General features: G+C 70.9%; 24 protein-coding genes. 14 read left to right on the top strand and 10 right to left on the bottom strand.

Going from position 1 to position 23,546, the window contains the following annotated elements; genetic code table 11:
• The first annotated feature begins 58 nt into the window (after positions 1 to 58).
• From ACIGQF_RS12145 to ACIGQF_RS12120, 6 genes are all read left to right on the top strand, one after another.
• On the top strand, positions 59 to 328 hold the full coding sequence (locus ACIGQF_RS12145) for a hypothetical protein (protein WP_399708411.1): 270 nt from the start codon (positions 59 to 61) through the stop codon (positions 326 to 328).
• Positions 329 to 340: 12 nt separating this feature from the next.
• The gene (locus tag ACIGQF_RS12140) at positions 341 to 1,615 is read left to right on the top strand and encodes a hypothetical protein (protein ID WP_399708408.1); all 1,275 of its coding nucleotides are present in this window, start codon (positions 341 to 343) and stop codon (positions 1,613 to 1,615) included.
• A gap of 24 nt (positions 1,616 to 1,639) precedes the next feature.
• Entirely contained in the window at positions 1,640 to 2,278 is a 639-nt protein-coding gene (locus tag ACIGQF_RS12135) for a hypothetical protein (protein WP_399708405.1), read from the top strand.
• Entirely contained in the window at positions 2,275 to 2,898 is a 624-nt protein-coding gene (locus ACIGQF_RS12130; RefSeq protein WP_399708402.1) for a hypothetical protein, read from the top strand. The genes ACIGQF_RS12135 and ACIGQF_RS12130 overlap by 4 nt, the downstream gene beginning before the upstream one ends.
• 222 nt (positions 2,899 to 3,120) lie before the next feature.
• Positions 3,121 to 3,624: a hypothetical protein gene (locus tag ACIGQF_RS12125; protein ID WP_399708399.1), complete on the top strand. Its 504-nt coding sequence runs from the start codon at positions 3,121 to 3,123 to the stop codon at positions 3,622 to 3,624.
• 560 nt (positions 3,625 to 4,184) lie between these two features.
• A complete protein-coding gene (locus ACIGQF_RS12120; RefSeq protein WP_399708396.1) occupies positions 4,185 to 5,321 on the top strand; it encodes a hypothetical protein in 1,137 nt (378 codons plus the stop codon).
• A gap of 119 nt (positions 5,322 to 5,440) precedes the next feature.
• Here the strand turns inward: ACIGQF_RS12120 and ACIGQF_RS12115 are convergent, their stop codons facing one another.
• Both ACIGQF_RS12115 and ACIGQF_RS12110 read right to left on the bottom strand, forming a co-directional pair.
• On the bottom strand, positions 5,441 to 5,797 hold the full coding sequence (locus ACIGQF_RS12115) for a hypothetical protein (protein WP_399708393.1): 357 nt from the start codon (positions 5,795 to 5,797) through the stop codon (positions 5,441 to 5,443).
• Between the two features lie 233 nt (positions 5,798 to 6,030).
• The gene (locus ACIGQF_RS12110) at positions 6,031 to 6,792 is read right to left on the bottom strand and encodes an SDR family oxidoreductase (protein WP_399708390.1); all 762 of its coding nucleotides are present in this window, start codon (positions 6,790 to 6,792) and stop codon (positions 6,031 to 6,033) included.
• Positions 6,793 to 7,048: 256 nt separating this feature from the next.
• Here ACIGQF_RS12110 and ACIGQF_RS12105 point away from each other — a divergent pair, with 256 nt between their 5' ends.
• The 3 genes from ACIGQF_RS12105 (at position 7,049) to ACIGQF_RS12095 (ending at position 11,278) form a co-directional block, all read left to right on the top strand.
• The gene (locus ACIGQF_RS12105; protein WP_399708387.1) at positions 7,049 to 8,680 is read left to right on the top strand and encodes an alkaline phosphatase D family protein; all 1,632 of its coding nucleotides are present in this window, start codon (positions 7,049 to 7,051) and stop codon (positions 8,678 to 8,680) included.
• A 133-nt stretch (positions 8,681 to 8,813) separates the two neighbouring features.
• On the top strand, positions 8,814 to 10,160 hold the full coding sequence (locus tag ACIGQF_RS12100; protein ID WP_399708383.1) for a multidrug effflux MFS transporter: 1,347 nt from the start codon (positions 8,814 to 8,816) through the stop codon (positions 10,158 to 10,160).
• A gap of 14 nt (positions 10,161 to 10,174) precedes the next feature.
• Entirely contained in the window at positions 10,175 to 11,278 is a 1,104-nt protein-coding gene (locus tag ACIGQF_RS12095) for a serine hydrolase domain-containing protein (protein ID WP_399708659.1), read from the top strand.
• Between the two features lie 12 nt (positions 11,279 to 11,290).
• Here ACIGQF_RS12095 and ACIGQF_RS12090 read toward each other — a convergent pair whose 3' ends face one another.
• Positions 11,291 to 11,518, bottom strand: a complete 228-nt coding sequence (locus tag ACIGQF_RS12090; protein ID WP_399708380.1) for a hypothetical protein — start codon at positions 11,516 to 11,518, stop codon at positions 11,291 to 11,293.
• Between the two features lie 73 nt (positions 11,519 to 11,591).
• Here ACIGQF_RS12090 and map point away from each other — a divergent pair, with 73 nt between their 5' ends.
• Together map and ACIGQF_RS12080 are read left to right on the top strand one after the other, a co-directional pair.
• The gene (gene map / locus ACIGQF_RS12085; RefSeq protein ID WP_399708377.1) at positions 11,592 to 12,449 is read left to right on the top strand and encodes a type I methionyl aminopeptidase; all 858 of its coding nucleotides are present in this window, start codon (positions 11,592 to 11,594) and stop codon (positions 12,447 to 12,449) included.
• A gap of 154 nt (positions 12,450 to 12,603) precedes the next feature.
• Positions 12,604 to 13,293, top strand: a complete 690-nt coding sequence (locus ACIGQF_RS12080) for a heme oxygenase (biliverdin-producing) (RefSeq protein WP_399708375.1) — start codon at positions 12,604 to 12,606, stop codon at positions 13,291 to 13,293.
• A gap of 16 nt (positions 13,294 to 13,309) precedes the next feature.
• Here ACIGQF_RS12080 and ACIGQF_RS12075 read toward each other — a convergent pair whose 3' ends face one another.
• Positions 13,310 to 14,032 carry a PhzF family phenazine biosynthesis protein gene (locus ACIGQF_RS12075; protein ID WP_399708372.1) on the bottom strand — a complete coding sequence of 241 codons (723 nt, stop codon included), beginning with the start codon at positions 14,030 to 14,032 and terminating at the stop codon, positions 13,310 to 13,312.
• A 247-nt stretch (positions 14,033 to 14,279) separates the two neighbouring features.
• On the opposite strand from ACIGQF_RS12075, the gene efeO reads away from it, so the two are divergent.
• From efeO to efeU, 3 genes are read left to right on the top strand one after another with little or no spacing between them, the layout of a single operon-like run.
• The gene (efeO, locus tag ACIGQF_RS12070; protein WP_399708370.1) at positions 14,280 to 15,416 is read left to right on the top strand and encodes an iron uptake system protein EfeO; all 1,137 of its coding nucleotides are present in this window, start codon (positions 14,280 to 14,282) and stop codon (positions 15,414 to 15,416) included.
• A gap of 9 nt (positions 15,417 to 15,425) precedes the next feature.
• Entirely contained in the window at positions 15,426 to 16,727 is a 1,302-nt protein-coding gene (efeB, locus tag ACIGQF_RS12065; protein WP_399708368.1) for an iron uptake transporter deferrochelatase/peroxidase subunit, read from the top strand.
• 28 nt (positions 16,728 to 16,755) lie between these two features.
• On the top strand, positions 16,756 to 17,634 hold the full coding sequence (gene efeU / locus ACIGQF_RS12060; protein ID WP_399708366.1) for an iron uptake transporter permease EfeU: 879 nt from the start codon (positions 16,756 to 16,758) through the stop codon (positions 17,632 to 17,634).
• Positions 17,635 to 17,647: 13 nt separating this feature from the next.
• On the opposite strand, the gene ACIGQF_RS12055 is transcribed toward efeU, so the two are convergent.
• The 6 genes from ACIGQF_RS12055 to ACIGQF_RS12030 form a co-directional block, all read right to left on the bottom strand.
• Positions 17,648 to 18,388 (bottom strand): bifunctional DNA primase/polymerase, encoded by a 741-nt coding sequence (locus tag ACIGQF_RS12055; RefSeq protein WP_399708364.1) that lies wholly within the window; start codon positions 18,386 to 18,388, stop codon positions 17,648 to 17,650.
• Positions 18,389 to 18,507: 119 nt separating this feature from the next.
• Complete coding sequence (locus tag ACIGQF_RS12050) at positions 18,508 to 19,110, bottom strand: TetR/AcrR family transcriptional regulator (protein ID WP_399708361.1); 603 nt, start codon at positions 19,108 to 19,110, stop codon at positions 18,508 to 18,510.
• Between the two features lie 2 nt (positions 19,111 to 19,112).
• Complete coding sequence (locus ACIGQF_RS12045; protein ID WP_399708359.1) at positions 19,113 to 20,069, bottom strand: small ribosomal subunit Rsm22 family protein; 957 nt, start codon at positions 20,067 to 20,069, stop codon at positions 19,113 to 19,115.
• Positions 20,070 to 20,233: 164 nt separating this feature from the next.
• Positions 20,234 to 20,845 (bottom strand): hypothetical protein, encoded by a 612-nt coding sequence (locus ACIGQF_RS12040; protein WP_399708357.1) that lies wholly within the window; start codon positions 20,843 to 20,845, stop codon positions 20,234 to 20,236.
• Positions 20,846 to 20,940: 95 nt separating this feature from the next.
• The gene (locus ACIGQF_RS12035) at positions 20,941 to 22,437 is read right to left on the bottom strand and encodes a sialate:H+ symport family MFS transporter (RefSeq protein ID WP_399708355.1); all 1,497 of its coding nucleotides are present in this window, start codon (positions 22,435 to 22,437) and stop codon (positions 20,941 to 20,943) included.
• Entirely contained in the window at positions 22,434 to 23,393 is a 960-nt protein-coding gene (locus ACIGQF_RS12030; protein WP_362207078.1) for a dihydrodipicolinate synthase family protein, read from the bottom strand. Before ACIGQF_RS12030 ends, ACIGQF_RS12035 begins: the two co-directional genes overlap by 4 nt.
• Positions 23,394 to 23,546: the final 153 nt, after the last annotated feature.

Below are 23,546 nucleotides of genomic sequence, written 5' to 3'. Positions count from 1 at the left end.
CATCCCGCGGGTCCGCGGGGCGGCAGGCGGTCTCATACAAGATCAAACAACGGGGAGGGTGAGCGAATTGAGCGACGTCATTGTCGACTACGACGAGCTCAACACAATGAAGAGCCACTTCGGCAGGCTCAGCAAAGAGTTCAACAACTGCGGGGCGAATCAAGGGGCGATGTCGGACGCTTACGGCCATACCCGCATCATCAGCGCCATGGAGGAGTTCGCGGACAACTGGGATGACCACCGCAAAGAGCTCATGGAGCAGATGAAGGGCACGGAGGACCACGTGAAGAAGGTCATCCGGGGCTTCGAGAAGATCGACAGCGAGTAGGAGCGAAGACACATGGGCAACCGACCTGTCGATTGGTCTCCTATCTCCGACGGCGATCCGACGCCGGGCGACCCGCACGACATCCGTGAGGAGGCGCGCCGCCTCGAGAACATCGCCACCACCATCAAGGACCAGGCGCGACTGCTCCGCCAAGCCGGGAACAACCAGAACCTCAAGGGCAAGTACGCGGACAAGCTCAAGGAGGGCTCCGGCGACCTCGCCGACAAGCTCAGCAAGGTCGAGGGCCGGTACACCAAGGTGAGCGGCCTGCTGCGCGAGTGGGCCAAGGAGCTGGAGTACGCGCAGGAGGAGACGCGCAAGGCGCTCAGCCAGGCCAAGGTCGACGAGAAGGACGAGGACAAGGTCGACGAGGCCAAGGGCCGCATGTCCGATGCGGTGAGCCACTACCTCCGACTCGGCAACAAGATCGCCGGCGATATCGAGGACGCACTCGACGACGACATCGAGGACAGCCTCTGGGACGACGCCGTCGGCTGGGTGGCCGAGCATGCCGATGGGTTCAAGCTGTTCCTCGACATCCTCGGCTGGATCGGGACGGCACTCGCCATCGTGGCGATGTTCATTCCCGGTGTGAACCTGCTGGTCGGCATCGGCCTCGCCATCGGTCTTGCGGTGGTCGCCGGTCGAATGATGCTGGTTGCCGCCGGAAAGGCAAGCTGGATGGACGTGGCGTTCGACTGCATAGGTCTGGTCACGTTCGCCGCCGGTGGTCTCGCGGTGAAGGGACTGAAGGCAGCGGGTTCGAGCGCGCGTGCCGCGGCTGCCACGAGTCGCACCGCGGGTCTCAAGGAAGGGCTGGCCGCCACCAAGGGCATGCGCAACCAGCTCTCCCGCGCGCTCGCCAACGCGACGGACGACGCCTCGAAGTCAGCAATCAGGTCGGAGATGAACACCCTGCGGAAGCTGATCTCCAGGGACGCCGGGAAGGTGGCGGACGACACCGCCGATATCGGGAAGCTCGGCAAGGTTCTGAACCAGGGTGACGACGAAGCCATCGGCGTCCTTCAGGGGCTCAAATCGAATGCTGCTGCACACCCGGATGCCGTGTCCGGCGCGACAGTCTTCGGCGGACATGCGGCGTACGCCGGAGCGGCCGGAATGCAGTGGACCGGTTTCGCCGCGGACGTCGGCGACAAAGCGCTCGGTGACAACGACACATTGAATGCCATCGGCGACGCGACGGGCGGCTGGAAGAAGGACAGCTGGGACGCCTACAACGATTTTAAGGGCAACACCTGGAAGGTGCCGGCCTCGTCGGCCTGGTAACCGGCTCCCTTCGAAACGCGAGGAATGAGCACCGTGCAAATCCCCAGTACGGCGGTTGGCGGCTACACGATCCTGATGCCGCCGGGATGGGACCGCATCCCCTTGAGGTCGAAGTCCGAGACACAGGACGCGATCAAGGGGATCGTGGATCACGCTGTCAAATACCTGGACCCGGCGACCCCCAAGGACAAGGTGACGCAGGCCCGACTTGAGCTGCACGGTCGGCTCAACCGGGCCGTCGCCGACGCCAGGCGCCGGAACGGCGTCGACATCTACCTCCCCGTGGAGCCGATCCACGGATTCGTCGCGCCCGCATCCTTCCTGGTCTCCAAGGTTTCCCCAGGTCTCGCCGCACAGATATCGCCGAGCGAGACGATGAGCCACCTGACCAAGGACTTCGGGCCGTCGGAGGACATCACGCTGGACGAAGTGCCCGGCGTGCGCTGCCAACGATCCGTCCCCGCCAACCCGAAAAACGAAGATTCGGTGCCCAGTCGGCAGGTCAACTACGTGGTGCCGGTGCCGGATCCTGGTGAGGTGAGCGAATGGCTCATCGTCTCGTTCACCACACTCACGCCCGAAGGTACTCCGCAGGAGTTTCTCGAGATCCTTACCGAACTCTTCGACGCCGTCATGACCACCTTCCGCTGGAGCGCAGCATGAGCATTCCGTACGCACTCGACTTCACCGAAGCCCCGGCGGACGGGTGGATTGCCGTCCCGATTCTTGAGGGGAGGGGCGCCGACCGGCAGCGGCGGAAGTGGGCGAAGAAGAGCGCCGAGCTGCACTGTGCCCTCGTCGGGGACGGGGGCCCGCGCGACAAGTCGCAGGAGAAGGAACTGGCGCGCATGCTCGAAGGCTTCTCCGAACAGTTCCCGCAGCGGATCCCCATGCAGCACCTGTTCGCGTACGCTCCGGATCTCCGCAGGGACCTCGTGCCGTTCTTCTTCTACGCGGCCGATTCGCAAGGGCCGGTGGACCAGGCCCTGGACACGCTGGTGCAGCGTAATGAGCCCGGAGCCGCGCAGGACCCGCAGATCGTGGATTTCACCACCGACAACCTCGGCAAGGGGCTGCGCTCCATCCGCCACTTCGTGCCGAAGGGTGCCGAAGCCCTCTGCATGTCGGTCAACTACGGGTGGCGCGTGGAATCTCACGGCATCGATCTGTCCATGCGCACCATCAGCGACGACCTCGGCTGGGTGTCCGCGAATATCGAAGCATTCGACGAATTCGCTCGCAACCTGAAGGTGGTTGATCCGAGCGACATCGTCGTTGATTGACGGCAAGGCGTACGAGACCAGCGGGACAGCGAAATCCAGGAATGGGATCGGTAAATGACTCGGAAAGAGGAAGAGTTCGCCGTCGGCGTACGGGGTGCTGCTGAGACGCAAGCCGGCGGGGATCGACCGGCACTCCTACGATGGCTGCTGTTCTACCTCGTGTGCGCGGCCGGGATTGCCGGACTCCCGTGGGCGGGGCCTGCGGTCCCGCTGAGCGCGTGGATGAGGGGCACAGGCTTCGTACTGGGAGTGATCCTCCTGCCGCTCGCCTCCGTGCTGACGCCGTTCTTCGCGCTTCGCCGCATGCCCCGGAACAAGCGGGGGACGTGGCAGCTCCTTCCGATGGTCGTCGCGGCCGCAGGGCTGGGTGTTCTGTCGCTCTTCGCGGGGCAGGACGCCGCGCTGCAGGATCGCGGCCGTGTGACCGACGCCAAGGTCGTGGCGGTGGACAAGGGCAAGACCGACCGGTGCACTTTGCAGCGGCCGAACGGCCAGGAGATCCCCCTGGACCTCAAGGAGGGCGACGGCTGCAACAACGGCGTCGAGCGAGGCGACACGCTCCGGATCCGCTACGACCCCGAGGGCGCAGCCAACCCGGTGAACGGCTCCTGGAAGCCGACCTCCTACGGAGCCGCGATCGCCGGCCTGGCAGCGGTCTTCGTCGCATTCGGCACGTGGGGCAGCACACGCATGGCCCGACGGGACCGCGAGTACAGCGCCGCATAGCAATCCCCGGGCGCTTCGCGCCCGGGGACGCCCGCCCGGCCGCTGTGGCGCGGCCCGGTGGGCGTCTGTCGCGACGACGCGTACGAGAGGCTGATCTCGACGGGCGCCGACCGCGGCATCAACGTCGTCATCGCCGGCGACACCGACGGGCGCCTGAGCAGGCCTTTGCCCGGTCACCCCGGGCAAGGGGCTGCTGTACCTGGGGAACAGGGCGGCATTCATGGTGAATGTGCCGGTGGGTTGAGGTTCAACCTTGCGTCTCCCGGAAAATTGGCAGGCGTCCCATCCGGAAACTCCACGGGGGTGCCAGGTGCGCTAGTTGCGCGCGTTCGGCGCGCCCCCGAGGGTGCGGTCGAGCCGTGGGATGAGTTCACTCCCGGAATGCTGCGCCTCAGGCGGCGGGTTCGCGGTCGGTATGGAGCTGATTGGAGAACAGGGTGAGCCCTTCCACCGGGCGTCGCGTGCACTCGGCGTCTTCCGCTTCGCTGCGCTCGACCTCGGCGTGCGCAACCACACGAGACGTCGCCTGGCGAGCCCAGGGCACCCGGCGCGCCTGGACGATGTCTTTCCTGATGCGCCTGCTCGGAATCCCGCTCGGCCTGGCGTACGGCGGCGCGGTTTTCGCCGCTGTGCACGTCATCCCCGTGTGGTTGAGTGCCTTCCTGGTAGTGGGATCCTTTGCCGCTTTGATTTACGGCCTGTGCATCCAAGTCGGTCTGCTCAAGGAGGTGTTCCGGCTTCGCCGAATCCTGCGGGCCTATCCGTGGCAGGTCTATGAGAGCGGCCTTCCGCACTCGGCCGGTGCGCGCTCCGCCCATGGGGGCAGGGCATGGGTCAAAGTTCCGAGTCCGGACACTCCGAATTCCTGGGTGCGGTGTCACGTGGACCGGACTCGGCGCAGCCGTTGGTGGCTGGAGCGGATGCCTTCGGACGCCGGTCGCGAGGCCAAGGCGGAGATCCGGACGGTGTGGGTCGTCGGCGATCCGCGTTTCCGTGCGATCCTCGCGGTGCCGGGCAAGCGCGGGCCGCGCCGCATGCTGGAGCTCCCGGCGGGAGAATCGCGGGGCGAGGGGCTTGCCAGTGCCTCTCCCGTAGCGCTGACCCGGGCCGCCAAGGCAGGTGTTCGCCTGCCGGAACTTGCTATTCCGGCCGTGGAGTCGGGCCGCGCCACGATGACGCCGGCCCCTGCGCCGCCGTCGGGCCCGGCCTGCTCGTTTCCGGCCACGTGTCGCTCGGTGCGGCTGCGGCTGCTCCGAGGGGCGGTTCTTCTGGCAATCTCGCCGGCCCCCTTCCTCCTGCTCCTCCCGGGTGGGCATCAGGGATTTCACGCCGGCAAGGGGCTCGGAGTCGTACTGGCCATCACCGTGATTCCGGCCTTCCTGCGGGTGCGGACCAGCTTCACCCTGTGGCGGAAGCTACGCGGCAGAGCCACGCCCTGGCGGACGATGGATGTGGAGATACGGCACCGTGGTCGGGCTCTCGTGCTGGTCACCGGTAACGAGGCCCTGCGTACGCAGCTCGCTCTCCGCCGGCCGCCGGCCGGGCGGGCGCAGGTCTGGTACGTGGGCGACATCTACGGGGACGGCGTGGTGTCGACTCGCCGCGGCTTTCGGCTTCGCAGCGGGATGTCCGTGCTCAATGCAGCGCACGGGCATGACGGCACCGTCGGCACGCAGCGATGGGGGCCCGTGGGCTGACGCCGGGGAGGGTGTCCGAGTGGCGGGGATCCGCACAGCGTCGCCCGATCTTCGTTACAAACCCGTCTCCACAACTGCACGAAAAACGTGGGGCGGCGGGGGTGCTGGGGGTCGGTGTGTCAGAGGAGGAACGGGGTGGAGAGGCCCAGGGCGATCATTCCTGTGCACAGGAGCCAGAAGCTGATGCGGGTGCGGCCGCGGCGGCTGAGTTCGGCGGAGACGACGCACAGGGTGATCAGGGCGAGGTAGGCCGCGATGGTGCGGGTCGAGGTGTGTGCGTCCACGTGTTCGACGAGGGCGCCGATGCCGCCTGCCAGGAAGAGCAGCGAGACCACGAGCTGGGTGATGCGGGCCTCGCGCGGGGTCGACGGCCGGTGGCGACGGCGGCGCAGTACCGCGCGCCGCTCCCGGGGCGTCGTGGCGGACTCCAGAAGGAGCGCGGTCCCTTGGTCGTCCAGGTCGTTGTGGGGAGGCATGCGCGGGATCGTACCGAGCGGTCGGCGGATCTGGGGCCCGGCGCGAAAGGGGCGGTGGAGGTTGTCGGGGCGGGGTGTGGGGGACGTGTGACGGGGGTGTGAGTGCACGTCGGGGCGGCCGGCGGGCACCGTGCCCCGGTGCGCCCGCCCATGCCCCGTTCCCCGGCGGCCCTCCCGCCTTTTGGTCCCCCTACCCCCTACCCCCTACCCCCTACCCCCTGCCCCCTGCCCCCTCACCCCCTCCCGATGTAAGGCATGGTCGTGGCCATGACCGTTGCGAACTGGATGTTTGCCTCCAGGGGGAGGGCGGCCATGTGGAGGACCGTGCGGGCGACGTCTGCTGCGTCCATGACCGGTTCGACGGCCAGTTCACCGTTGGCCTGGCGGATGCCGGTCTGCATGCGGCCCGTCATCTCGGTTGCCGCGTTGCCGATGTCCAGCTGGCCGCAGGCGATGTTGTACGGACGGCCGTCCAGGGAGAGGGACTTGGTGAGGCCCGTCATGGCGTGCTTGGTCGCGGTGTAGGCGATGGAGTTCGGGCGCGGCACGTGCGCGGAGACGGAGCCGTTGTTGATGATGCGGCCGCCCCGCGGCGACTGTTCCTTCATCGCCCGGAACGCCGCCTGGGCGCAGAGGAACGCGCCGTTGAGGTTGACGTCGACGACCGACCGCCAGTCCTCGTAGGAGAGGTCCTCCAGCGCTACGGGCGGGCCGAACGTGCCGGCGTTGTTGAAGAGCAGGTCCACCCGGCCGAAGCGGTCGCGTACGGCGGAGAAGAGCGCGGCGACCTCGTCGGGGTCGGCGACGTCGGTGGGGGTGGTGAGGATCTCCGCGCCGTCGCCGGCCAGGGCGGCCGTCTCGTCCAGGGGCTGCGCGCGCCGTCCCGCCAGCGCCACCGACCAGCCGGCGGCCGCCAGCGTCAGCGCCACCGCGCGTCCGATGCCGGATCCGGCACCCGTCACCACGGCCACCTTCGGATTCTCGGTGTCTGTCATGGCGGCAGCGTAGGACGCGGGCTTCGCCGCACCCGCAGCGACCTGCCCTTTCGTGGGTGCTCCCGGTTCCGCCGGGCCCGTCCAGCCGCTCTTCGTCCCCTACATCCGGACGGACGGGAATTGTCCGTTGCGGGCGCAGTCCTCATCCCGCCGTCATCGTTGCGTCGTACATCGGATGCCACGGCGCCGTTCCCTGCCTCTGCAATCACTGCTGACAACGAGAAGTCCGGGAACACTTCAGGCAGGGCAGGGGCAGATGACTCAGCACTCCCAGCACGACCAGCAGTTGCGGGCCGCGGCCGAGCACCTCGGCCGCCGTCGTTTTCTCACCGCCGCCGGTGCCGCCGCGACGCTCGCCTTCGCGACCAATCTGCCGGGCGGTGGCGTGGCGCACGCCGCCGAGGTGGACGCGAAGCGGATCGGCGAGGACCCCTTCACGCTCGGCGTCGCCTCCGGCGACCCGCTCCCCGGCTCGGTCGTCCTGTGGACGCGGCTGGCGCCCCGCCCGTACGAGCCGGGCAACGGCATGCCGGACGCGCGGGTCGCGGTCCGCTGGGAGATCGCGCACGACGAGAAGTTCCAGCGGATCGCGAGCCGTGGCAAGGCCGACGCGCACCCCGAGTTCAACCACTCCGTGCACATCGAGGCGACCGGTCTCGGTCCGGACCGGGTGTACTACTACCGGTTCCGCGCCGGTGACTGGATCAGCCCGGTCGGCCGTACCCGTACAGCCCCGGCGCGCGGTGCCCAGCCGCAGAGCCTGCGGCTGGCGGCCGTCTCCTGCCAGGCGTACCACGATGGTTACTTCACCGCTTACCGGCATCTGGCGGAGGAGGACCTGGACGTCGTCTTCCATCTCGGGGACTACCTGTACGAGTACCCGGTGAACTCCGTCGGCGGCGCCCGCAACTACACCGACCGCACGCTGCCCGCGCTCTTCAACAAGGAGACGGTCACGCTGGAGGACTACCGGCTGCGGTACGCGCTCTACAAGTCCGACCCGGACCTCCGGGCGGCCCACGCGGCGCACCCGTTCATCGTCACCTGGGACGACCACGAGGTCGAGAACAACTACGCGTCCGACGTCAGCGAGGACGAGCTGCCGCCGGCCGAGTTCCTGGCCCGCCGTGCCGCCGGCTACCGCGCGTACTGGGAGAACCAGCCGCTGCGCAGCCCGCAGCGGCCCAGCGGCTCCGACATGCAGCTCTACCGCCGGGTGCACTACGGCCGGCTCGCCCAGTTCGACATCCTCGACACCCGGCAGTACCGCTCCGACCAGGCGTACGGCGACGGCTGGCACGCGCCGGGCCCGGAGTCCACGGACCCGGCCCGTACGCTGACCGGCGCGACGCAGGAGCGCTGGCTGATCGATGGCTGGCGCGGCTCCAGCGCGGTGTGGAACGTCGTGCCGCAGCAGGTCACTTTCGCCGAGCGGCGCTCCGTTCCCGGCGATGCCTACAAGGTCAGCATGGACTCCTGGGACGGCTACACCGCGTCCCGGGAACGGGTGCTGGCCGGCGCCGAGTCCGCGGGTGTGGACAACCTCGTGGTCCTCACGGGCGATGTGCACGTGCACTACGCGCTCGACATCAAGAAGGACTTCGCCGACCAGGACTCGCGGACGCAGGGCGTGGAGTTCGTGACCACCTCCATAGCCAGCGGCAAGGACGGCGCCGACAAGCCCGCCAACTGGGACGCCTATATGTCCGCCAATCCGCACATGAAGTTCTACAACGGTCGTCGCGGCTATGTGCGGGTGGAGCTGGGGCAGGACGCGGCACGTGCCGACTACCGGACCGTGTCCGCCGTGACCACGCAGGGCGCGCCCGTGACGACCGCTGCGTCCTTCGTCTCCGAGGCGGGCGACCCGGGGCTGAAGTCCGCCTGACCCGGGCCGTACGAATACGACTGACCGAGGCCGTACGAAGGCCCGCAGGAAAGGGACCGGCGTGCAAAAAGGGGCCGGAGTCCGCGCGGACATGACACCATGGTGCGTACATCTACAAACCATGGAGACACTCATGTCGGACCCCGGCCCCGCCACGGCCGAGAGCCATCAGAGCCGCCCCAGTCCCCGAATACCCGTCGCGAGCGGCGGCCCAGCGCCCTCTCCCGCTCCTGCCGCCGCCCGCCGCACCGGCCTCCTCGTCACCCTCATCCTGGGCGGCCTCACCGCGGTACCGCCGCTCTCCATGGACATGTACCTGCCGGCCCTGCCGGCGGTCACCCAGTCCCTGCACAGCCCCGCCGCCACCGTCCAGCTGACCCTCACCACCTGCCTCGCCGGCATGGCCCTCGGGCAGATGGTCGTCGGCCCGATGAGCGACAAGTGGGGACGCCGCCGCCCGCTGCTCATCGGCATGGTCGTCTACATCCTGGCCACCGCCGTGTGCGCGGTCGCCCCCAACGCCGAGTTCCTGATCGCGGCCCGGCTCGTCCAGGGCCTGGCCGGTGCCGCCGGCATCGTCATCGCCCGCGCCGTGGTCCGCGACATGTACGACGGCGTCGCGATGGCCCGCTTCTTCTCCACGCTGATGCTGATATCCGGCGTCGCACCGGTCGTCGCCCCGCTCCTGGGCGGGCAGATCCTCCGGGTCACCGACTGGCGCGGCGTCTTCGTCGTGCTCACCGTCATCGGGGTGCTGCTCACCCTCGTTGTCTGGCGCAAGCTGCACGAGACCCTGCCGCCGGAGCGGCGGCACGCGGGCGGCCTGGGCGCCGCGCTGCACACCATGCGCGGACTCATCACCGACCGGGTCTTCGCCGGTTACCTGCTGGTCTCCGCCTTCGCCTTCGCCGCGCTCTTCGCGTACATCAGCGCCTCCCCGTTCGTGATCCAGGAGATCTACGGCGCCTCCGCGCAGACCTACAGCATGCTCTTCGGCATCAACTCCATCGGACTGGTCCTGCTCGGCCAGATCAACGGCAAGGTGCTGGTCGGACGGGTCTCGCTGGACAAGGTGCTGGCGGTCGGGCTGGGCCTGATCACGCTCGCCGCCGTCGCGCTGCTGCTGATGTCCACCGGCGTCTTCGGGCACGTCGGCCTGGTGCCGATGGCCGCCGGGCTGTTCGTGCTGATGGCCTCGATGGGCCTGGTCATGCCGAGCACCAACACCCAGGCGCTGCTCCGTACCTCGCACGCGGCCGGCTCCGCCTCCGCCCTGCTGGGCACCTCCACCTTCCTCATGGGCGCGGTGGCCTCCCCGCTGGTCGGCATCGCGGGTGAGGGGACGGCCGTGCCGATGGCCGTCGTCCAGTGTTCCTGCGCACTTCTGGCGGTCGTGTGCTTCCTGGGACTGTGCCGTCCGTGGCAGCGTAGGGAGGAGTCCACGGAGGACGGTACGCACCGCGAAGGGAACCGGCTCTGAAGGCACCCGCACCACTGCGCCACGGCACCCCCGCTCAGGCGGGGCTCGATCCGGCCTGGACCCGGCGGCTCGTCGCGGAGATCCGCGCGCTCCCCGAAGGGCCCGCTCCGTGCTGCGCGGGCGTCGTGGCGGTGGCCGGGCGCGGCCCCGTCGTCGCGGTCGAGGAGGCCGCGGGGTGGGCGCTGCGGTACGGGTCGTACGACGTGGACCGGGGGCGCGGGGTGCCGCTGGCCCGCGAGCGGTGGGAGCCGGTGCGGGCCGGCACGGTCTTCGACCTCGCGTCGCTGTCGAAGCTGTTCACGGCCATCGCGGTGCTCCAGCGGGTGGAGCGCGGGGCGCTCGGGCTGGACGACCCGGTGGCCCGCCACCTGCCGTCCTTCGCTCCCGCCGTAACGATCCGCCACCTGCTCACCCACACCTCCGGGCTGGCGGCCGAGCTGCCGCTGTACGACGGGCCGCTCACCGGGGACGACCGGTTCGGGCCGCTGTGGGCCGAGGCCGCCGGCGCCGTACCGGGCCCGTTCCGCTACTCCGACCTCGGCTTCATCACGCTCCAGCTGCTGCTGGAAGCGGTCGAGGGGGAGCCGCTGGACGCCCTCGTCCGGGACGGGATCACCGGCCCGCTCGGCATGATCAGCACCTCGTACGGGCCGCTGGCGCCGGCCGGGGTGGCCGCCACCGAGGCCGAGGCACTGCTCAAGGCCCGGCGGCCCTCCTGTACGGGCGGTGTGGTGCGCGGCGAGGTGCACGACGAGAACGCCTACGCCGTAGGCGGTGTCGCCGGTCAGGCGGGGCTCTTCGCCACGGCCCAGGACCTCGCGGTGCTCTGCCGGGCGCTGCTCACCGGGGGCGGGCCGGTCCTGCGCCCGGAGACCGTGGACCTGATGCTCACCCCGCCGGGCCTGGGCTTCCGCGTCGCGCAGCCCGGCTTCATGGGCGAGCTGGCGGAGCGCGGCGCGGCGGGGCACACCGGCTTCACCGGCACGAGCCTGGTGCTGGACCGGGCCTCGGACACGTTCTTCGTGCTGCTGACGAACGCGGTGCACCCGCGCCGCGGCGGCGAGCCGGTGCCCCGCGCCCGGCTCGCGACCTATCTGGCGCGGGCGTCGGCGGGCTGACCGCCGGGGCGCTCAGGAACCGCCGTCCCCGGCCTTCTTGTCGGTCCAGCGGGAGTCGTTCTCCCACTCGGCATTCCGTTCCCGGGCCGTCTCCATCGCGTGCGAGGCCTCCTCGCGGCTCGCGTACGGGCCCATTCGGTCGGCGGCCCGGCATTCGGGGCCCTCCTCGACGGTGCCGTGCTTGAGGCAGTAGTACCACTCACCGGGCTTTCCCGCCGTACCCCGCTTGAACAGTGCCATCCCGGCCTCCTCCGCCAGTGGGCGCCTTGCCTGACGCCATCCTGCCCGATGGCTCGCGGATACACTCGCTGGCATGTCTGGCCAGTCTCTTCTTGTCCCGGGGACCATCTCCCCGCAGCGCCCCGTTCCCGCCTCCATCCCGCGCCCCGAGTACGTCGGCAAGCCCGGGCCCACCCCGTACACGGGCCCCGAGGTGCAGGACGCCGACACCATCGAGCGGATGCGCGTCGCGGGCCGGATCGCGGCCCAGGCGATGGAGGAGGCGGCCAAGCTCATCGAGCCGGGTGTGACCACCGACGAACTGGACCGCGTCGCGCACGAGTACATGTGCGACCACGGTGCCTACCCCTCCACGCTCGGCTACCGCGGATTCCCCAAGTCGCTGTGCTCCTCCGTCAACGAGGTCATCTGCCACGGGATCCCGGACTCCACCGTCCTGCAGGACGGCGACATCGTGAACCTCGACGTCACCGCGTTCATCCACGGCGTGCACGGTGACAACAACGCCACCTACCTCTGCGGCAACGTCGACGAGGAGTCCAAGCTCCTGGTCGAGCGGACCCGCGAGTCGCTGAACCGCGCCATCAAGGCCGTGAAGCCGGGCCGGCAGATCAACATCATCGGCCGGGTCATCGAGTCCTACGCCAAGCGCTTCGGCTACGGCGTCGTCCGCGACTTCACGGGCCACGGCGTGAACACGTCCTTCCACTCCGGCCTGATCGTGCCGCACTACGACAGCCCGCACCACACCACCGAGATCAAGACCGGCATGACCTTCACGATCGAGCCGATGCTGACGCTGGGCAGCTACGACTACGACATGTGGGAGGACGGCTGGACGGTCGTCACGAAGGACCGCAAGCGCACCGCGCAGTTCGAGCACACCCTCGTCGTCACGGACAGCGGCGCGGAGATCCTCACGCTGCCCTGAACGGAGATCCACGGGCTGCCCGGAACAAGGGGTCCTCGGGCGCGGTGACGGGTAGGCTCTTACCGACAGGCTGTCGGGAACTGATTGACTTAGGTAAGCCTAAGTTGTCACAATCGGTTCCCGGCCGCTACCCATCGGTCCTTGGAGGCCCGCCATGGACGCGCACAGCTCCGCCCCGCCCACGCCCTTCTCGACGCTGATCCGCACGGCGTCGCACGAGGCCCACACCGAGGCGGAGAACTCCTCGTTCATGGGCGACATGCTCGGCGGGCGCCTCGGCGTCACGGCGTACCGCCGCTACACGGAGCAGCTGTGGTTCGTCTACCGCGCCCTGGAGCGGAGCGCCGACGCCCTCGCCGGTGACCCGGTCGCGGGCCCCTTCATCCGCCCGGAGCTGACCCGCACCCCCGAGCTGGAGCGCGACCTCGCGCACCTGGCCGGGTCCGGCTGGCGCGATGCCGCCCGGCCGCTGCCGGCCACCGAGGCGTACGCGGCCCGGGTCGCCGAGTGCGCCCGCGACTGGCCGGCCGGCTACGTCGCGCACCACTACACCCGCTACCTCGGCGACCTCTCCGGTGGCCAGATCATCCGTGGTACGGCCGAGAAGACCTGGGGCTTCGCGCGCAAGGGCGACGGCGTCCGGTTCTACGTCTTCGAGGGCATCGGCAACCCTGCCGCCTTCAAGCGCGAGTACCGCGAGCTGCTCGACGCGCTGCCCGTCGACGACCTGGAGAAGCAGCGGGTGGTCGACGAGTGCAAGCGCGCGTTCGCGCTGAACACCGCGGTCTTCCGCGAGCTCGGCGAGGAGTTCGGCGGCGACGGCCGCAGTCCGCTGAGCGCCTGAGTCGCGTGCGGCACCGCTAGCCGAGCCGCCGTACCTCGCGGAGCGCCACCCGCCCGCCGAGGTCGATCCACCCGCCGGCCGCCGGCCGCGTGACGATCTGCGAGCCGCTGCCCTGGCGTACGTCCAGGGCGCGGCCCAGTTCGTGCGTGAGCTGCAGCGCCGCGGCTCCGGTCGCCTCGTCTTCGTCGATGTTCCCGGTGCAGGCACCGGCTCCACCGGAGCGGCTGACGCCGCGCTTGCCGATACGGCGCGGAAACCCCCGCGCCCGCACCCGCCCCGCCGCCTCGTCGGCCCAGGCCCACGCGTACAGCCACCCCTCGCCCGGCGGCGGCGCGGGCAGCGCGTCCACCTCGGCGGCCGAGGCGTACTGCTGGGGTGTGCGCCCCGTGGCCCACTCCGCGCGGGCGCGCACCCAAACGCGCTCCTTCTCGTACCGCACCGCGACCTCCCCGGCCGCCGGGCGCAGTACTTCCACCGGCTCCCCGAGGTGCCGCAGCAGCCAGGCCGTGCCGACCAGCGGATGGCCCGCGAACGGCAGCCGCAGCGTGGGGGTGTAGATGTCGACGGTGCCGCGCCCGGCGTCGTCGACGAACACCGTCTCGCTGAACCCCAGCTCCCCGGCGAGCGCCTGCCGCGCCGCCCGCCCGGGCACCGCGCCACCGTCCCGCACCACCCCCAGCGGATTCCCGCCCCCGCCGTCCGGCCCGCAGAACACCCGCACCACATGAAGATCGGTCATGGGCCCATTCAAGAGGGTCCGAGATCATCGGGGCTACTGACCCTTACCTTGACCAGCGCATTGCCAAGCCATTGCCCCCTGCTGGGAGGCCTGTTATGCCCCCGTTCTCCATGAGAGAGGGATCACTGGACAGCCGGGTTGCGTTCAGGTAAGCCTCAGATAAGTTAGGCGCGCCTTAGTTGAAGACCGACGTGCGCCGGACCCGTCCCCCTCGTCCGAGCGCCGTCCGAACCTGCCTGGAGCCCGCATGCGAGCACTCCGCTCCGCCACTGTTGCCGCGATCGCCGCGGCCGCCGCCCTCACCGCCGCCGGCTGCGCCGCGAAGAGCGATGTCGCGGGATCCGGGAAAGCCGGTGCCGTGCAGGTGACGGCGTCCGACGACGCGTGCAAGGTGTCCCGTACGGAGTTCCCGGCCGGGCACGTCCAGCTCGCCGTCGAGAACAAGGGCAGCAAGGTCACCGAGGTGTACGTCTACGCGCCCGGCGACCGCATCGTCACCGAGCGGGAGAACATCGGCCCCGGCACCAAGGCCGCCATCACCGCCGAGGTGAAGGCCGGTTCGTACGAGATCGCCTGCAAGCCCGGCATGAAGGGCGACGGCATCCGGCAGAAGATCACCGTCACCGGCAAGGGCGCCGCCGCGAAGCGGAACCCGAAGCTGGACGCCGCGGTGGCCGACTACCGCAAGTACGTGCAGCAGCAGGCCGACGAGACGCTGCCGAAGGCGAAGGAGTTCGCCGACGCCGTCAAGAGCGGCGACCTGGAGGCCGCGAAGAAGGCGTACGCGCCCTCGCGCATCGGCTGGGAGCGCACCGAGCCGGTCGCGGAGTCCTTCGGCGACATCGACCCCAAGGTCGACGTCCGCGAGGACGGCCTGGAGGACGGCCAGAAGTGGACCGGCTGGCACAAGCTGGAGCAGTCCCTGTGGCAGACGAAGAAGATCTCCGCGGACGACAAGAAGCTGGCCGACCAGCTGATCAAGGACCTCAAGGACTGGCAGCAGCGGGTCGGCAAGGCCGAGATCACCCCCACCAGCATGGCCAACGGCGCCAAGGAGCTGCTGGACGAGGTCTACACCGGCAAGGTCACCGGTGAGGAGGAGCGCTACAGCCACACCGATCTGGTCGACTTCCAGGCCAACGTCGAGGGCGCGCAGAAGGCGTACGAGCTGCTGAAGCCGGTCGCGAAGAAGAACGACCCGGCCCTGGTCAGGGAGCTGGACAAGCAGTTCGAGGCGATCGGGGAGCAGCTGGACGAGTACCGCGAGGGCGATGGCTTCGTCGCGTACGACACCGTCTCCAAGGACGACCGCAAGGACCTGTCCGACGGCGTGAGCGCGCTGGCCGAGCCGCTGTCGAAGCTCGCCGCCGCCGTGGCCGAGTAGGAGGACCCCATGGCAGCACCGGAATCCGAGGAGATCACCCGGAACACGGAGGAGGCCCGGGACACGGCCCCGCGCACCCCGTCCCGTCGCGCGCTGCTCGGCTGGGGCGGCGCCGGGCTGGCGCTCGGCGCGGTCGCGGCCGGTGGCACGGCCGCGGCGCTGAACACCGGCGACGGCCCCGCGCCGGCCGCCGGGAACGCCGTACCCTTCCACGGGGCCCACCAGGCCGGCATCGCCACCGCCGTCCAGGACCGCCTGCACTTCGCCGCGTTCGACGTCACCACCGACGACCGGGAGGCGCTGATCGACCTCCTGAAGGAGTGGACGGCCGCCGCCGCGAAGATGACCGCGGGACGGCCGGTCGGCGAGGGCGCGGTCGGCGGCCTCGCCGAGGCACCGCCGGACGACACCGGCGAGGCGCTGGACCTCAAGCCGTCCCGGCTCACCCTGACCTTCGGCGTCGGCCCCACCCTCTTCGAGAAGAAGGGCAAGGACCGCTTCGGCCTCAAGGACCGGCGGCCCGCGGCCCTGATCGACCTGCCGGGGTTCCCCGGCGACAACCTCGAAGCCGCCCGCAGCGACGGCGACCTGTGCGTCCAGGCCTGCGCCGACGACCCGCAGGTCGCGGTGCACGCGATCCGCAACCTCGCGCGCATCGGCTTCGGCAAGGTCGCGGTGCGCTGGTCGCAGCTCGGCTTCGGCAAGACCTCCTCCACGACGCCGGACGCGCACACCCCGCGCAACATGTTCGGCTTCAAGGACGGCACCCGGAACATCGCGGGCACGGACACCGCCGCGCTCGACAAGCACGTCTGGGTGGGGGAGGAGGACGACCGCGGAGCCGGGGCCTGGATGGCGGGCGGCTCGTACCTCGTCGCGCGCCGCATCCGCATGCACATCGAGACCTGGGACCGCACCTCGCTCAAGGAGCAGGAGGACGTCTTCGGCCGCAGCAAGGGCGAGGGCGCCGCCGTCGGCCGGCAGCGGGAGTTCGACGCGCCGCACCTGAAGTCGATGCTGCCGACCGCACACGTACGGCTCGCGCACCCCGACTCCAACAGCGGCACCCGCATCCTGCGCCGCGGCTACTCCTTCACCGACGGCACGGACGGCCTGGGCCGGCTGGACGCGGGGCTGTTCTTCCTCGCGTACCAGCGGGACGTACGGGACGGCTTCGTGCCGCTGCAGACGAATCTGGCGCGCCACGACGCGCTCAACGAATACATCCAGCACGTGGGTTCGGCCGTGTTCGCCGTCCCGCCGGGCGTCCGGGACAAGGACGACTGGTGGGGCCGGACGCTCTTCGCCTGACTTCCGTCGCACACGAGAGGGAACCGACGTGTTCGGCAACTATCTGATCGGCCTGCGCGAGGGGCTGGAAGCCAGCCTCGTCGTCTGCATCCTCATCGCCTACCTGGTCAAGACCGACCGCCGCGACGCGCTGAAGCCCATCTGGCTCGGCATCACGGCCGCCGTCGTCCTGGCCCTCGCCTTCGGCTCCGCGCTCCAATTCGGCTCGCAGACCCTGACGTTCGAGGCGCAGGAAGCGCTCGGCGGCTCCCTGTCGATCATCGCGGTCGGCCTGGTGACGTGGATGGTCTTCTGGATGCGACGCACCGCGCGGCACCTCAAGGCCGAGCTGCACGGCAAGCTGGACGCGGCGCTCGCGATGGGCACGGCGGCGCTCGTCCTCACCGCCTTCCTCGCGGTGGGCCGCGAGGGCCTGGAGACCGCCCTGTTCGTCTGGGCGGCGGTGCAGGCGAGTTCGGACGGTACGCCCAAGCCGCTCATCGGCGTCGTGCTCGGCCTGCTCACCGCCGTACTGCTGGGCTGGCTGTTCTACCGCGGCGCGCTGCGGATCAACCTGGCGAAGTTCTTCACCTGGACCGGCGGCATGCTCGTCGTGGTCGCCGCCGGCGTCCTCGCGTACGGCTTCCACGACCTCCAGGAGGCCCGCTTCATCCCGGGCCTGGGCAGCAAGGCGTTCGACATCAGCGCACAGATCCCCGCCGACAGCTGGTACGGGACCCTGCTCAAGGGCGTCTTCAACTTCCAGCCCGACCCCACGGTCGTCCAGGTCGTCGTCTGGTGCCTCTACCTGATCCCCACGCTCGCCCTCTTCCTCGCCCCCGGCAGGGGAGCGCCCCGTGCCGCGAAGGCCGCCGTTCCGGGCGCCCGCGGCGGGGAGGACCGCGAGCCCGGCGCCGTCGAAGGCTGACGCCGGCCGGGGATCAGCGGCCGATGGGCCAGGCCGCCGACTCGTGCTCGTGCTCGCCCGCGTACGTGGCGCAGGCGTCGGTCAGCGCCTCCAGGAGGGACAGCGGGTCCGGCAGCGGGCGCTCCGGGCCGCGCAGCCAGGACACCGGCGGCTGGTCCCCGCCGAGCCGGGAGGGCGGCAGCAGGACGTAGCTGCCGCGGCAGTGCCAGCGCAGGCCCGGATGCTCGTCCATCGTCTCCGGGTGGCAGTCCAGTTCGCACGGCCACCACTCGTCCTCGTCGTCCGGGGTGCCGCGGGTGGCGGTGAAGAACAGCATCCGGCCCTGTCCGTACCCGGCGCCGCTCAGCGCGACCGGACCGACCTCGACGCCCTCGCCCTCCAGCCGCTCCAGGGCTGCCCGGCCGGCGTCCAGGGGCACGTCCAGCACGTCGTGGGCGATGCCGGTGGCGGTGACGAAATTGGCCTGCGGGTGTTTTCGCAGCCACTGCTGGACCTTCTCGCGGTCGGTCGTGGCGACCGTCTGCCAGCCGAAGGAGATGGGGTGCCGGCCCGGGGTGGGACAGCCGATGCGTTCACAGGAACAGCCGTAGCCGGAGGGGTGCGCCGCCGGGGCCAACGGGAATCCCGCGTCGGCCGCTGCCAGCAGCAGGTCCTCGCGGCCGCCGCCGGCCGCGGATCCCGTGTCCGTATCGACGCCGTCCGTACCGCTCCTCGGCCGGCGCAGCCACTGGGAGAACCTGCTCTTGCGTTCCATCTATCCCCTCACTTCGAGCGGTGGTCTGGGATCAATGCTGCCACCATCCTCCTCCGGGGGTGACCGGAGCGGAGATTCGGGGTGTACGGGACGGGTTGTAAAGGGGGCGCACCCGGCGCTCAAGAGGGGCGCGGACGGATGCCCGCGAGCGCCGTATCGACAAGGCTGTCGGTGAACGCGTACGTCAGTTCGCCGGTCCGCATCAGCCAGCGCTGTGAGAAAGGACTCAGCACCATCTCCGCCGCGATCCGCAGATCCACTCCGGCCGCGATCTCCCCGGCCTCCTGCGCCACCCGCAGCCGCTCGACGTAGGCCCGCACGCCGGGCTCCAGCAGCCGCTCGACGAAGCGCGCCGAGAGCTGCTCGTCGGCCGCTCCGGCGACCGCCAGCGCGCGGTACGGGGCCTGGAAGGCCGGGTCCCGGAACTCGTCCACCGTGGCCCGCAGCACGGCCTTCAGATCCGCCGCGAGGTCCCCGGTGTCCGGCAGCCCGGTCGCGTGCCCCTCCACGTCCGCCTCCGCGGTGAAGGCGTCCAGCAGCACGTCGGCCTTGGACGGCCACCACCGGTAGATCGTCTGTTTGCCGACACCCGCCCGGCCGGCGATCCCCTCGATCGTGAGCCGCTGGTAGCCGACCTCCCCGACCAGCGACAGCGCGGCATCGAAGATCGCCCGCCGCGAGCGCTCACTGCGGCGCGCGGCGTCCGGGGCCTTCCTGTCCACGCCTACTCCTCACCCGGCACGGTGCCGCCCCACGAGGCGTCCCGTGCCGCGCGGTAGACGGTGCCCTGCCGCTTGGTGACCGTATGCCGCCCCAGCCCCTCGGCCGTGCACACGTCCAGCAGCACCTGCCCCTTGCGCAGCTGCGGCTTCCGCACGATCCGGGCCGCGGCCGGCTCGGCCGCCACGCGGGTCGCCGCGACGTACGCGTACTTCTCGTCCTCGTACGGCAGCGACCCGCCCTTCACCTGCCGGTGCAGCGAGGACCGGTTCACCCGGGCCGAGAAGTGACACCAGTCCTCACCGGGAGTAATAGGACACTCCGCGCTGTGCGGGCACGGCGCCACGACCCGCATCCCCGCCGCCACCAGTTGCTCGCGGGCAGCACGAATACGCGCATACCCGTCCGGAGTCCCCGGCTCGATCAGCACGGCCGTACGCGCCGTGGCCGCCGCCGCCACGACCGCTTCCCGGTCCCCAGCGGTCAGCTCGCCGAGCACATACGAAACGGTCACCAGGTCGATGTCTTCGGGCATGTCCAGCCCGGCGCCGATCACCCGGCGCTCCCAGCGCGTCTCCGACAGCCGCCCCTCGGCCAGCTCCCGGCCGAGGGCGAGGGCCGGCTCGGCCCAGTCCCACACGGTCGTCCGCAGCCCCGGCCAGACATCGGCCGCCGCCCAGGCCGCCGCGCCCGTACCGCCGCCGATGTCGAGATGCGAGCCGGGCACCCAGCCGGGCACCCGCGCCCCGAACTCCGTCAGCGCGGCCCGTACGGCCTCGAACGTCGCGGGCATCCGGTACGCGGCATACGCGGCGACGTCCGCCCGGTCCCGCAGCACCGGCGCGTCGGTCGGTGTACGCCCCCGGTAATTGGCGATCAGCCGCTCGACGGCCGCCGAGGCCTGCTTCGCAGGCAGCCCGTCGAGAAGCCCGCCCAGGGCCCCGCGCAGTTCTTCGTGCATTTGACGAATTCTACGGGGAGCGGACAGCTCACCGTGTGGGGCGGAACTCGTGACCAGAGCGAACGGTCACGTCGTCCACGACCGGAGGACCGTCACCGCCAACACCGACGTCAGGGGGCATCCCGCACCACCGCAAGCCGCTCACGGACCCCCGCCGGGGGCGCTCACCACCGCGCAGGCGGCGGCGCGGTCAACTGATCCGCAAGCCGCGACAGCCGGTCACGGAACCGCCGGTGCCGCCGCGGAGCCGGCAGGCTGTTCTCCCCGGCAGCCGCGCTCACCAGATGCTGCACGGTGTCCAGATCCAGATCGGCCGGCACCGCCGCCAACGGCACGGACAGCGCGTCATGTGCCAACGCCTCCAGCTCCCGGTCACCCGAATCCAGCGCCAGCACCGTCGCACCGTTGCGCCGCGCGTCGTGCACCCGCTCCAGCAGCCCGCCCCCCGGCGCGTCCGGCGCCACGACCAGCAGCGTCTCACCCCGCCGCGCCGTCTCCAGCCGCCCGAGCCCCACCGACAGATGCGCCGGGACACCCAGCGGTACCCGGTGCCGCACCAGCGTCGGGGAGAGCTCCGGCAGCCCGGACCAGGCGGCCTCGTCGTCCAGATGCGCCGCCAGATGCCACGGCTCGTACTCCGCGCTGCCGACCAGCAGCAGCCCACCGCCGTGCGGCGCGACGGAAGCCCGCAGCGACCCGGCGAAGCGGCGGGTGGCCTGAATCCACTCGGTCCCGGCGAGCACTTCACGCAGCAGCGCGACACGTACGGCATCCATGCCGGCATCCTGCCGCCGTACGCGCCGCGCCACCGCGCCGTTCGAACACCGTCACTCGTACGAGGCATGCCCGCGCGGGGCGGGGCAGCGGGCCCCTACGCCTTCTGCCGGACGTCGCCGGCCGCCCCCGCTCCCGCTCCCTCCACCGCCGACTCCTCCGCCGCCAGGTGGTCGCGTGGGGCTTCGGGGTCGAGGAGGCGGTTCAGGCGGGCCGGTATGTCGAAGCCGACCAGGAGGACGACCAGGACCGTGCCCGCGAAGGTGAGCAGCGCCAGTGAGCTGCCCAGGGAGCGGCCCTCGGCCAGGCTCGCGCCCAGTACCGGGGCCACCGCGCCGCCCAGCGCTCCCACGTTGTACGTGAAGCCCAGGCTCGCGGCCCGGCTCTCGGTCGGGAAGTGGCCGCCGATGTAGCGGGGGAGCAGGCCGGAGATGCCGAAGCTGAGCGCCTGGAGCACGAAGAGCAGGGCGCCGAGGACCAGCAGGCTGTCGCGTGCGGCGAAGACCGGGAAGACGAAGACCAGCGAGGCGAGCAGGGTGAACGCGTACGCCTTCTGCGCCCCGATCCAGTCGCCGACGAACCCCGCCAGCCAGCAGCCGGCCATGGTGCCGAAGCCGGCGAAGAAGAGGACGTTGGTGACCTCACCGGGCGAGTAGTGCAGTTCGGTCTTCAGGTACGTCGGCAGCAGCGCCTGGATGGGCCAGGTGTAGAGGAAGGCGACGAAGACGGTGACGATCAGGGAGAGGTACAGCAGCCACCCGCGGCGCCCGCCGAGCTGGACCGCGAGCCCGCCGAGGGCGAGCGTCGCGAGCACGGCGAGCACCGGTATCGCGCCCGCGCCCACCGGCGTGAAGACGCCGAAGAGGGCGAGGGTGGCGACGAGGGTGAGCACGGTGTTGACCGTGGCGCGCACCGGCGTCGCGAACAACGGGCGGAAGGGGTTCGGCCGTGTCTCCCGCTCGGCGACCGTCGCGCTCCACTCCTCGGCCTCCGGCAGGGCCCGCCGTACCCACAGCGCGATCAGGATCGGTGCCAGGCCGATGTAGAACATCCAGCGCCAGCCGAGCGCCGGCACGACCCACTTGTAGCACTCGGCGGCCAGTACCGAGCCCATGGAGAAGCCGGAGATCAGGAAGCCGCTGGCCCGCCCGCGGACCCGGGACGGCCAGCTCTCCAGCACGTACGTCGCGCTGGCGCTGTACTCGCCGGCCATGCCCATGCCGATCAGCAGCCGGGCCACGAAGAGGCTGGTGTAGTCCCAGGCGAAGCCGCACGCGAAGGTGCCGAGTGAGTAGAGCAGGATGCTCGCGACCATCGACGCCTTGCGGCCGAAGCGGTCGCCGAGCGCGCCGAGGGCCGCGCCGCCGAGCCAGCGGGTGATGAAGGCGCCGGAGATCAGGCTCGCGCCCTGCACGGTGCTCAGCTCGAACTCGGCGCTGATCTCCGTCAGGACCAGGGTGATCAGTACGAAGTCGAAGCCGTCGAGGACGTAACCGATCCAGGCGGCGAAGAACGCCTTCCAGCGGGCCGGGGTGACCTCCCGGTACCAGGGCAGGGCCGCGCCCTCGGCCGCCGGGCGCGCCGGGCCGGTCATCGGACCGGCTCCAGGCCGGCGGCGGTCAGATGACGGGCGACCTCGGCGACGGCCTCGGGGCCGAGGGGGAGCTGCGGCGCCGCGGTGGCGGGGTGGCCGATGACGCCGAGCAGGTGCAGGGCCGCCTTGAAGGAGCCCAGCGCGGAGGAGCTGCGGCCCATCTCGGCCTCGGGCCCGGCGTCGACCATGCCGAAGAGCGCGACCAGCCGCTCCTGCTCGGCCGCTGCCGCCGCCCAGTCGCCCGCGCGGCAGGCGTCGTAGAGGCGGACGTACGCGGCGGGGTCGACGTTGCCGATGCCCGGGACCACGCCGTCGGCGCCGGCGAGCAGCGCCGCGTCCACGGTCAGCTCGGAGCCGGTGAGGACCGCGAAGCCGGGCGCCGGGCCGGTGCGCCGGCCGTCCCGGCCGCCCAGTTCGACGAGGAGCCGGCGCAGCCCGCCCTCGTCGCCGCTGCTGTCCTTGAGCCCGGCCAGCGTGCCGTCCTCGGCCAGCTCCCGCACCAGCGCGGGGGAGAGCTTGCTGTGCACCGCCACCGGGATGTCGTACGCGAAGAGCGGCAGGTCGACGGCGGCCCGGAGCGCGCGGAAGTGCCCGGCGATCTCCTTCGGGTGCGTACGGGTGTAGAAGGGCGCGGTGGCCACCAGCGCGTCGGCGCCCAGGCCCGCGGCGGTGCGGGCGTGCTCGACGACCCGCGCTGTGGTGGTGTCGATGACGCCGGCCAGTACCGGCACCCGGCCGTCCGCCGCCTTGAGCACGGCTTCCAGCGCCGTGGCCCGCTGCGCGTCGGTGAGGTAGGCGACCTCGCTGGTGGAGCCGAGGGCGAAGAGACCGTGCACGCCGCCGTCGACCAGGTGCTCCACCAGCCGCCCGAGGGAGCCGGTGTCGACCTCGCCGCGCGGGTCCAGGGGGGTGCAGACCGGCGGTACGACACCGGTCAGCGGGGTGGGCAGTGCCATGACGGGCTCCAGGCGGTGTGGTGCGGTACCGCCGGCCGCGGTCCGGTGACGAACGGGAGAACGGCCGGCGAACAACGGGAACGGCAGGTGATCGGACGTTGGACATGGGATGTCCTATGTCTGGGTCACAATAGACCCGCAGCGAAGGGATCG

It is taken from the genome of Streptomyces sp. NPDC053560 (assembly GCF_044544605.1).
Taxonomy (GTDB): domain Bacteria; phylum Actinomycetota; class Actinomycetes; order Streptomycetales; family Streptomycetaceae; genus Streptomyces.
Note: the sequence above shows the minus strand (reverse complement) of the source record. Positions and strands in the feature narration are given on the sequence as shown.

Coding starts and splice junctions, on each gene's coding strand:
- ACIGQF_RS12140 (WP_399708408.1), top strand. CDS start 341: ATGGGCAACCGACCTGTCGATTGGTCTCCTATCTCCGACGGCGATCCG.
- ACIGQF_RS12135 (WP_399708405.1), top strand. CDS start 1,640: ATGAGCACCGTGCAAATCCCCAGTACGGCGGTTGGCGGCTACACGATC.
- ACIGQF_RS12130 (WP_399708402.1), top strand. CDS start 2,275: ATGAGCATTCCGTACGCACTCGACTTCACCGAAGCCCCGGCGGACGGG.
- ACIGQF_RS12125 (WP_399708399.1), top strand. CDS start 3,121: ATGAGGGGCACAGGCTTCGTACTGGGAGTGATCCTCCTGCCGCTCGCC.
- ACIGQF_RS12120 (WP_399708396.1), top strand. CDS start 4,185: ATGTCTTTCCTGATGCGCCTGCTCGGAATCCCGCTCGGCCTGGCGTAC.
- ACIGQF_RS12115 (WP_399708393.1), bottom strand. CDS start 5,797: ATGCCTCCCCACAACGACCTGGACGACCAAGGGACCGCGCTCCTTCTG.
- ACIGQF_RS12110 (WP_399708390.1), bottom strand. CDS start 6,792: ATGACAGACACCGAGAATCCGAAGGTGGCCGTGGTGACGGGTGCCGGA.
- ACIGQF_RS12105 (WP_399708387.1), top strand. CDS start 7,049: ATGACTCAGCACTCCCAGCACGACCAGCAGTTGCGGGCCGCGGCCGAG.
- ACIGQF_RS12100 (WP_399708383.1), top strand. CDS start 8,814: ATGTCGGACCCCGGCCCCGCCACGGCCGAGAGCCATCAGAGCCGCCCC.
- ACIGQF_RS12090 (WP_399708380.1), bottom strand. CDS start 11,518: ATGGCACTGTTCAAGCGGGGTACGGCGGGAAAGCCCGGTGAGTGGTAC.
- map (WP_399708377.1), top strand. CDS start 11,592: ATGTCTGGCCAGTCTCTTCTTGTCCCGGGGACCATCTCCCCGCAGCGC.
- ACIGQF_RS12080 (WP_399708375.1), top strand. CDS start 12,604: ATGGACGCGCACAGCTCCGCCCCGCCCACGCCCTTCTCGACGCTGATC.
- ACIGQF_RS12075 (WP_399708372.1), bottom strand. CDS start 14,032: ATGACCGATCTTCATGTGGTGCGGGTGTTCTGCGGGCCGGACGGCGGG.
- efeO (WP_399708370.1), top strand. CDS start 14,280: ATGCGAGCACTCCGCTCCGCCACTGTTGCCGCGATCGCCGCGGCCGCC.
- efeB (WP_399708368.1), top strand. CDS start 15,426: ATGGCAGCACCGGAATCCGAGGAGATCACCCGGAACACGGAGGAGGCC.
- ACIGQF_RS12055 (WP_399708364.1), bottom strand. CDS start 18,388: ATGGAACGCAAGAGCAGGTTCTCCCAGTGGCTGCGCCGGCCGAGGAGC.
- ACIGQF_RS12045 (WP_399708359.1), bottom strand. CDS start 20,069: ATGCACGAAGAACTGCGCGGGGCCCTGGGCGGGCTTCTCGACGGGCTG.
- ACIGQF_RS12040 (WP_399708357.1), bottom strand. CDS start 20,845: ATGGATGCCGTACGTGTCGCGCTGCTGCGTGAAGTGCTCGCCGGGACC.
- ACIGQF_RS12035 (WP_399708355.1), bottom strand. CDS start 22,437: ATGACCGGCCCGGCGCGCCCGGCGGCCGAGGGCGCGGCCCTGCCCTGG.
- ACIGQF_RS12030 (WP_362207078.1), bottom strand. CDS start 23,393: ATGGCACTGCCCACCCCGCTGACCGGTGTCGTACCGCCGGTCTGCACC.